Here is a 9,027-nt window from a genome sequence, read left to right on the forward strand (position 1 = left end):
TTGGAACCGCGCATACCCAGCTTGTCCAGCTTCTGCGCCTGCGAGAACCCCTTGAAACCGCGCTCAACGATAAACGCCGTAATGCCACCAGAACTGATGCCCGGTTCCGTGCGCGCATAGATCACATAAGTGTGCGCGTCCGGACCATTGGTGATCCACATCTTGTTGCCGTTCAGGATAAAGCGGTCACCCTTCTTCTCCGCCTTCAGCTGCAGGCTCACCACATCGGAACCGGAATTCGGCTCACTCATCGCCAGCGCGCCGATATGCTCACCGGAGCACAGCTTCGGCAGATACTTCGCCTTCTGCTCTGGCGTGCCGTTCTTGCGGATCTGGTTCACACACAGGTTGGAGTGGGCGCCGTAGGACAGGCCAACGGACGCGGACGCGCGGGAGATCTCCTCCATCGCCACCGCGTGGGCCAGGTAGCCCATATTCGAGCCGCCGTATTCCTCTTCCACGGTCATGCCCAGCAGGCCCAGCTCGCCGAACTTCTTCCACATATCGGCCGGGAACAGATTGTCCTCATCGATCTGCGCCGCGCGCGGGGCCAGTTCCGCCTGACAGAACTTGTAGACCATATCCCGCAGCATATCGATGTCTTCACCGAGGTCGAAGTTCAGGGTTGGGTAAGGAGTATTCATGGGCTGCTCCGCAGTGAATCAGTCAGAGATGGTTTGTAACCGGGTTCAGTTTGAGTGTTCTTTCAGTGCCGCCTCAGTGCGGGCGGTGGCATCGTCCAGCTGGGCGAGCATCTTCTCGATATCCCGCTGTTGCTGACGCAGCTGCTGGCGCTTGGCGTCGATACGGTCGAGCAGGCGCTTGAGCTGGTCCACATTGCCGTGGGCCGGGTCGTACATGTCGATGATCTCCCGGCTCTCATCGAGGGAGAAACCGAGGCGCTTACCGCGCAGGATCAGCTTCAGGCGCACCCGGTCTTCCGGCGTGTAGACCCGTGTCTGCCCGCGGCGCTGGGGGGTCAGCAGCCCCTTGTCTTCATAGAAGCGGATGGTCCGGGTGGTAATTCCGAATTCCTGGGCCAGCTCGGAGATGCTGTAGCTGTCGACGGTAGTATTGCTCATGGGCCATTCCTCAGAAGTGCCTGAAGGATAGTTGACGTTTACGTTAACGTAAACGTCAATCTGGGCCAAAATGTGACTGAGTAGTGTGGTTTGGGTCAGGAGGGCACAAGGACAGATATAAAAACGGCCCGCAATCAGCTGATCGCGGGCCTGAGGGCGTTACCGGTGGAATCAGTTGTCCAGGCGAGAGTAGATGTACTGCTGCGGGTCGAATTTGGCCGCCATCCCCGCGGCCATAAAGTCCTCGATGGCAGCGACGGTTCTCGGCGCTGCCGCCGATAGCAGGATGGCGCCGCGCGCCGTGATCTGTACATTGTCCTCGATGCGCACGCCGATGCCGTCGTATTTGTCCAGCGCCTTCGAAATGCGCTCCTGGGCTTCCTCGTCCAGTTCCTTGTAGGTGTCGGACTTCTCCACCACATTGCGGCGGATATAGATACCAGGCTCGATAGCGATCACCATGCCCGTGCGCAGCTTGCCATAGCGATCCAGGGTGTCGTGCACGTCCAGCCCGATGGAATGGCCATAGCCGTGCCAGTTATACATATACACCTGTTCATCGCTCTTTTCCGTAATCAGGCCCAGAGCCAGCAGCGCGTCCGCCTGTACATCGAGAATCGTGCGCTCAATGTCGGCGATGTCGCGTCCCCGGCGGGCAATGCTGATTGCCTTGTCCGACGCGGTGAGTGCGGCTTCATAGATCTCCTTCTGGGCAGCGGAAAAAGTACCGCTGACGGGGAAGGTGCGCGTGACATCCGCCGTGTAGTGCTCGACTTCGGCGCCGATATCCACCAGGAACAGCCCGTCCTTGTCGATCCGCTCGTGGGGATGGGCGTAGTGCAGGACGGAAGTGTTGTTGCCCGAAGCGGTAATCGCGGGGAAGCCCCAGTGGGCGCCGTTGCTGGCAAACAGGTAATCGATGGTGGCGCGCACCTGGTACTCGTATTCCGCCACCGGGGCGTTGAGCATGGCCGCCTTGTGCCCCTCGACGGTAATGTCGATCGCCCGTTTCAGTACCGTCAGCTCCGCCTCGGACTTGATTTCGCGCTGGCTGCTGATTACCGGTGAAATGTTGGCTACCTGCAGATCGGGGAAGCGGGCCGTGAATTTTTCCGCGAACGCCACCTCCCGCGGGCGCTTGATCTCGCCCAGCCCGCGGCGATTGCCCAGGGGTAGCCACAGGGTGGCCCGGCCATCGCGGACGGCATGGATCAGCTGTGGATATTCCGGCTTTTCAAAGGCGTATTTGCGGCCCTTGGTTATCTGGGTGTTGTAGCCCTTGAGCAGTAGATTGAGGAAACCCTCGAAATCCTTGCCGGAGTGGATGTTTTCGATCCCGGTGGCGGCTTTCAGCGTGTCTTCGTCGGGCAGCTTTCCGTGCCACTTCTCATACATGGGGTCATCGAGCTGGTGAAACAGGTGCGCGTGGCTGTCACGCCCGTTCTTGATCAGGACCAGGCGCATGTCCGCCGAGTTGAGTCCGGTGAGATAGAGCAGGTTGTGGTCCTGGCGGAACGGCCAGTCTACGTCGTCGTTTCTTACCTTGGCCTCTTCCGATAGCAGTACCAGAACAGCGTTCTCGCCCATGGCGTCGAATATCCGCGCACGGCGTTCGCGGAATTCATCGACGGAGAAATAGGTGGAAGCCGTGGCTTCGGTATCCGGGTCCTCGGCGTAAGCCGGCTCAGGAAGCAGCGCGGGTGCGATGGCGAAAGCCAAAACCCCGAGCAGGTGTTGGAATGTTTTCATGGATGCATCCGTTATTGTTAGTGATTTTTTGCATTGCGACAGGTGTCAAATTGCCCGCGCCACCAGGGTGGCGCGGGCTCGGTTCGAACCGATAGCTCGGCTTAGTCCGATTCCACGGTATTGGTGGCGAGCAGCGAGGCTTTGTCTACAGCCTCTTTCAGCCCGGGGACAAATTCCGCGCCGTGGACTACCTGAATGCTGGAATTGGAAAGATCATCCCCAATCGGTTCGTATCGCCCGCCGAGGCAGTCTGCGAGAAAAGACTCGGAGGCGGAAAAGAACGAGAGCCGGTTTTCAGGTTTCTGGAAGCCATGGCCCTCGTCGGGATAAAGAATGTAGGTAACCGGTAGCTTGTTTTCCTGCATGGCCGCTACGATCTGGTCTGACTCCGCCTGTTTTACCCGCGGGTCATTGGCCCCCTGACCAATTAACAGGGGCTTGGTGATTCTATCGGCAAAGTTCAGTGGCGAACGCTCTTCGAGAAGTTTTCTTCCGGCTTCGGTTTCCGGGTTCCCGACGGCTGCGTGTAGCACTTTTTTGAAGCCTTCCCAGTAGGGCGGCACGGATTCAAGCAGTGTGCCCAGGTTTGACGGACCGACAATATCCACTCCACAGGCGAAAGTGTCAGGGGTGAATGTGAGGCCGACGAGCGTCGCATAGCCACCGTAACTGCCGCCCATGATGGCTACCTTGTCTTTGGTAGTAACCCTGTTGTCGATTGCCCACTCCACTGCGTCCAGCAGGTCGTTATGCATGGCCCCGGCCCACTCGCCATTACTGGCATTGACGAAGTCCTTGCCGAACCCGGTGGACCCGCGGTAGTTGACCTGCAATACCGCATAACCGCGGTTCGCCAGCCAGCGTGCGGTCGGATCATCGGCGAATGTATCGCGGCTCCAGGGGCCACCGTGCACCAGCAATACCATTGGCAGGGGAGCGTCGACCTTGCCGTTTTTGTCGGCCTCAACCGGCAATGTGAGATAGGAAATCAGATCGAGCCCATCTCTGGAAGTGATGGTCTGAGGGTAAACCTTCGGTAACGGCAGATCGTTGAGGGCGGGTTTGGCATTAAACAGGGTGTCCAGTTTGCCGGTTTCTGGATCAAATACCTGGTAGACGTCAGATGCGGAATCCCTGGCGGTAAATACCAGCCAGCGCGAGCCGTCGAGAGTCGGACCTTTGATCTCTACGTCGCCTTCCGCCAGCTTCTGGATTGGTTCGATGGCACCTTTGGCCTGTTCGTCGAGTGGGATCCAATTACTTTTATGGAGGTTGACGGAGTACGCCATTGGCGTGTGGGTGGCGGGGTGCATGATGACGCTGGAGATATCGGCAATATCCGACTCTGCCAGCACAGTCAGTTTGCCGGATTCGATGTCCAGGTGTGTCAAAGCGGCCTTGTCTCTGCCCCGGCTGTCTTGCAGGTATATGCCGCGATTGCTTTTATCGAACCCAAGAATCGAAGTGGTTAATGCATCTTCACCGGGAATTTCAAAAAGCTCAATCCAGTTTTGCTCGATGAGCTGGGAAACGGTAAACCCTCCCGCTTTGGTCGGACTGAGTCCGAGCCTTACCCGCAGATCATTGTCCAATACGAAATCGGCGAAGCCGCTATTTTCAACCAGCAGCGTCCGCTCTCCGTTATTCAGGTCAACTAAATAGGGGTCGTGCCAACGGGAGTCCCGGTTGTTGATGGCAACCACTGCGCGCCCGGGATAGTCAGCACTTTGCGCGAGAAGCCTGGCGGATATTTCTTCGAAAGGTGTCAGGTCGGTAGTTTTGTCGCTCTCCAGGTCGACGCTGTACAGGTGCCAGTTTTCATCGCCGTTGTTGTCGCGGATATACAGCAGGTGCTGGCTGTCCATGCCCCAGAAATGTTGTCGGATGCCGCGGCCGGTATCTTTGGTCACCGCCGTGGCGGCCTTGAATTCGCCTACCGGGGCAACCCAAACGTTCATAACGCCATTGAGTGGCGCAAGAAAGCTCATCTTTTCGCCGTCCGGGCTCAGGCGGCCCTGCCAGCGTTCCGGATTGCCAAACAGCAGCTCTCTGTCGATAAGAGGCGTGCTGTGTTCAATTGCGGAAATATCGCTTTCTTTTTGTGGGGAGGCTTCTTTTTTGGGAGCGCAGGCTGCGATCAAACCTGCGATTGCGAATACACCAATAACTCTCCATTTTCTGTTCATAGCCAGATTCCTTTGGATGAGGGTGGTTAATTGGGTACTTCAGTGCAACATCGCTGCCAGCATTACACAGGAGCGGGATGGATAGAATGGGGAATTAGGGGGAATAAGGCACAGCGGCGGATGCCGCTGTGCGGAGAGGTGTGTTTTTGCGCCGTTTAGCGATTACTTGGCAGCATTTCGGTCGCCAGGTACTCGCGGTAGTAGGCGCTCGCCAGCAGCTGCTTGGCCTCCTCGATATCCGGTGCGAAGTAGCGGTCCTTGTCGTAGAAGGGTACGCGCTCGCGCAGGGCGGCCTTGGCGTTTTCCAGTTTCTCGGTGGTCTTCAGCGGGGCGCGGAAGTCCAGGCCCTGGCAGGCGGCCAGCAGTTCCACCGCGAGAATGCCGCAGGTGTTGTCGGCCATATCTCGCAGGCGGCGGCCGGCGAAGGTGGCCATGGATACATGGTCTTCCTGGTTGGCAGAAGTCGGCAGCGAGTCGACGCTGGCCGGGTGGGCGAAGGTCTTGTTCTCGCTCGCGAGTGCGGCGGAAGTGACCTGCGCGATCATAAAGCCGGAGTTGACCCCGCCGTTGTCCACCAGGAACGGCGGCAGGCCGGACAGGTTGGAATCGATCAGCAGCGCCATGCGGCGCTCGGACAGGGAGCCGATTTCCGCAATTGCCAATGCCAGGTTGTCGGCCACCATCGCCACCGGTTCCGCATGGAAGTTGCCGCCGGAGATAATGTCGGAGTTCTGCGGATTTTCGCTGTCGGTAAACACCAGGGGGTTGTCGGAAACTCCGTTGGCTTCCGCCAGCAGCACTTCCGACGCAAAGCGGATCTGCTGCAGGCAGGCGCCCATGACCTGGGGCTGGCAGCGGAGGCTGTAGGGGTCCTGCACTTTTTCACAGTCCAGGTGTGATTCACCGATTTCGCTGCCGTCACCCAGCAGGTCGCGGTAGCTCGCCGCCACGTCGCGCTGGGCCTGCTGGCCGCGGGCCATATGGATGCGATCGTCGAACGGGCGGCGCGAGCCCTTGGCGGCTTCCAGGGTCAGGGAGCCGGTCACCACCGCACCGGCGAACATATCTTCCGCGGAGAAGAGGCCCTGCAGGGCAAAGGCGGTGGATGCCTGGGTGCCGTTCAGCAGTGCCAGACCTTCCTTCGGTGCCAGCACCAGCGGGCGCATTTCCGCAAAGCGCAGTCCGTCGGCGGCAGGCTTGCGCTCGCCGTTGATAAAGCATTCACCTTCGCCGAGAAGAACCACACTCATGTGCGCCAGCGGCGCCAGGTCACCGGAGGCGCCCACGGAACCTTTTTCCGGAATCGCCGGATAGACGCCGGCGTTGACCAGCTGGATCAGTGCCTCAATCACTTCCAGGCGGATGCCGGAGAAACCGCGGGCGAGGGAGTTTATCTTCAGTACCATCAGCAGGCGCACGGTATCTTCGCTCATGAAGTCGCCGGTGCCGGCGGCATGAGACAGCACGATGGCGCGCTGCAGGGTTTCCAGGTCTTTCTTTTCAATACGGGTATTCGCCAGCAGGCCGAAACCGGTGTTGATGCCGTACACGGTGCGGCCCTGTTCCAGCACGTCGGCCACGGTTTTGGCGGAGGCGGCGATCGCCGGGTGCGCGTCTTTGTTCAGGCTCAGTTGCACCGGCTCGCGGGCGACGCGGCGCAGTTGTTCCAGGCTCAGTTGGCCGGGGGTGATTTCCAGTTGGTACATAAATTTTTTCACCGATATAAATTTTTTACTCTGTCGTCATACCGGCGCAGGCCGGTATCCAGAATCATGGTGCTGAGCGTTCAGCTCGCTTAGCCGCTGGATCCCGGGTCGAGCCCGGGATGACGCTGTAACAAGGTGGCTTGCCGGGAATTAATCCTTCAGCATGGGCAGATCCAGACCCTGCTCCTTCGCGCATTTTTTGGCGATGTCATAGCCCGCATCCGCGTGGCGCATGACGCCGGTGGCCGGGTCGTTCCACAGCACGCGTTCGATACGTTTTTTCGCCGCGTCGGTGCCGTCGCACACGATCACCACACCACTGTGCTGGGAGAAGCCCATGCCGACGCCGCCGCCGTGGTGCAGGGACACCCAGGTGGCGCCGGAAGCGGTGTTCAGCAGCGCGTTCAGCAGCGGCCAGTCGGAGACCGCATCACTGCCGTCGAGCATGGATTCGGTTTCGCGGTTGGGGCTGGCCACGGAGCCGGAGTCGAGGTGGTCGCGGCCGATCACCACCGGCGCTTCCAGTTCGCCGCTCGCTACCATTTCGTTGAACGCCAGCGCCAGGCGCGCGCGGTCTTTCAGGCCGACCCAGCAGATACGCGCGGGCAGTCCCTGGAACTGGATGCGCTCGCGGGCCATGTCCAGCCAGTTGTGCAGTTGCGGGTTGTCCGGAATCAGTTCCTTCACTTTCGCATCGGTTTTGTAGATGTCTTCCGGGTTGCCGGATAGTGCCGCCCAGCGGAAGGGACCGACGCCTTCGCAGAACAGTGGGCGGATATACGCGGGTACAAAGCCCGGGAAGTCGAAGGCATTTTTAACACCCTCTTCGAAGGCCATCTGGCGAATGTTGTTGCCGTAGTCCAGGGTGGCGGCGCCGCGCTCCTGCAGGTCGAGCATGGCCTGGACCTGGATCGCCATGGATTTCTTGGCTTCCTTCACTACCAGGGCTTCGTCGGCTTTGCGCATCTCGGCCGCCTGCTGCATGGTCCAGCCCTTTGGCAGGTAACCGTTCAGCGGATCGTGGGCGGAGGTCTGGTCGGTGACGCAGTCGGGCAGGATGCCGCGCTCGACGATTTCCGGGAATACATCGGCGGCGTTGCCGAGCAGGCCGACGGAGATGGCTTCGCCCTTTTCCATCGCGTCGTTGATCATCGCCAGGGCTTCGTCGAGGCTGGTGGCTTTTTTGTCCACGTAGCCGGTGCGCAGGCGGAAGTCGATGCGGGTTTCATCGCACTCGACGGCGATCATGCAGAAGCCGGCCATGGTGGCGGCCAGCGGCTGGGCGCCGCCCATGCCGCCGAGGCCGCCGGTCAGTACCCACTTGCCCTTGGCGACGCCATCAAAATGCTTGCGCGCAACCGCGGCGAAGGTTTCGTAGGTGCCCTGCACGATGCCCTGGGAGCCGATGTAGATCCAGGAGCCGGCGGTCATCTGGCCGTACATGGCCAGGCCTTTTTTATCCAGCTCGTTGAAGTGTTCCCAGTTGGCCCAGTGGGGGACGAGGTTGGAGTTGGCGATCAATACGCGGGGGGCGTCGACGTGGGTTTTGAATACGCCGACGGGTTTGCCGGATTGGACCAGCAGGGTTTCGTCGTCTTCCAGGCGCTGCAGGACTTCGACGATTTTGTCGTAGCACTCCCAGTCCCGCGCGGCACGGCCGATGCCACCGTACACCACGAGATCTTCCGGACGCTCGGCCACGTCCGGATGGAGGTTGTTCATCAGCATGCGCAGCGGCGCTTCGGTAAGCCAGCTTTTTGCATTCAGCTTGGTGCCGGTAGGTGCGGCAATCTTGCGGCTGGGATCGTGACGTTTATCAGTCATGGTTGCCTCGTGTATTTCCAAATTCTTTGGATAAATTGATTCGGATTTTTGGTTGGGCTTTTGGCCCGGATTTCTAAATTTGGTTTTGTGGTTAATGTTGGGCACGCTTCGCTTTGCCCAACCTACTTACTTGCGCTGGATCAAGTCCCGTAGGTTGGGCAAAGGAGCGCAGCGACGTGCCCAACACCCGTAGGAGCCTGCTCGCAGGCGAACAGCTCCGGGCTTTCACCGACACATCAAAACTCAAAACCGCAACTGCGCACCCAATCGATACCGATTCCCCGGATGCACCAGCCGCGCAAAACTCACCGTACCCGCACTGCTTTTCGTGCGTCGCCAGATCTGTAAGCAGGCGCTGCCCGCTTTGATTTCCAGTGCACCGCCAACCGCATCATCCGCGCCAATCGCCTCGACGGTGGTATCCACCTCGGTCAGCGGCGCCACGCGGGTCAGGTATTCGTTGGGGGTGGCCGTGCTGAA

The 9,027-nt window shown here is 59.6% G+C and carries 7 protein-coding genes; all 7 read right to left on the reverse strand.

The window, feature by feature from the left end; all coding sequences use genetic code 11:
* A partial coding sequence (locus tag QZ511_RS15460) for an acyl-CoA dehydrogenase family protein (protein WP_295803706.1) occupies positions 1 to 644 on the reverse strand: 644 nt, incomplete at its 3' end.
* Between the two features lie 45 nt (positions 645 to 689).
* Complete coding sequence (locus QZ511_RS15465; RefSeq protein ID WP_295803708.1) at positions 690 to 1,082, reverse strand: MerR family DNA-binding transcriptional regulator; 393 nt, start codon at positions 1,080 to 1,082, stop codon at positions 690 to 692.
* Between the two features lie 171 nt (positions 1,083 to 1,253).
* Complete coding sequence (locus QZ511_RS15470; RefSeq protein WP_295803710.1) at positions 1,254 to 2,831, reverse strand: aminopeptidase P family protein; 1,578 nt, start codon at positions 2,829 to 2,831, stop codon at positions 1,254 to 1,256.
* Positions 2,832 to 2,932: 101 nt separating this feature from the next.
* Positions 2,933 to 5,017 carry a S9 family peptidase gene (locus QZ511_RS15475; RefSeq protein WP_295803711.1) on the reverse strand — a complete coding sequence of 695 codons (2,085 nt, stop codon included), beginning with the start codon at positions 5,015 to 5,017 and terminating at the stop codon, positions 2,933 to 2,935.
* 155 nt (positions 5,018 to 5,172) lie between these two features.
* Positions 5,173 to 6,723 carry a histidine ammonia-lyase gene (gene hutH / locus QZ511_RS15480; RefSeq protein ID WP_295803712.1) on the reverse strand — a complete coding sequence of 517 codons (1,551 nt, stop codon included), beginning with the start codon at positions 6,721 to 6,723 and terminating at the stop codon, positions 5,173 to 5,175.
* Between the two features lie 150 nt (positions 6,724 to 6,873).
* The gene (hutU, locus tag QZ511_RS15485) at positions 6,874 to 8,547 is read right to left on the reverse strand and encodes a urocanate hydratase (protein WP_295803713.1); all 1,674 of its coding nucleotides are present in this window, start codon (positions 8,545 to 8,547) and stop codon (positions 6,874 to 6,876) included.
* Positions 8,548 to 8,790: 243 nt separating this feature from the next.
* Positions 8,791 to 9,027 (reverse strand): UTRA domain-containing protein (locus tag QZ511_RS15490; RefSeq protein ID WP_295803714.1); only part of this gene is annotated, 237 nt, incomplete at its 5' end.

It is taken from the genome of uncultured Microbulbifer sp. (assembly GCF_913055755.1).
In the GTDB taxonomy this organism is placed as follows: domain Bacteria; phylum Pseudomonadota; class Gammaproteobacteria; order Pseudomonadales; family Cellvibrionaceae; genus Microbulbifer.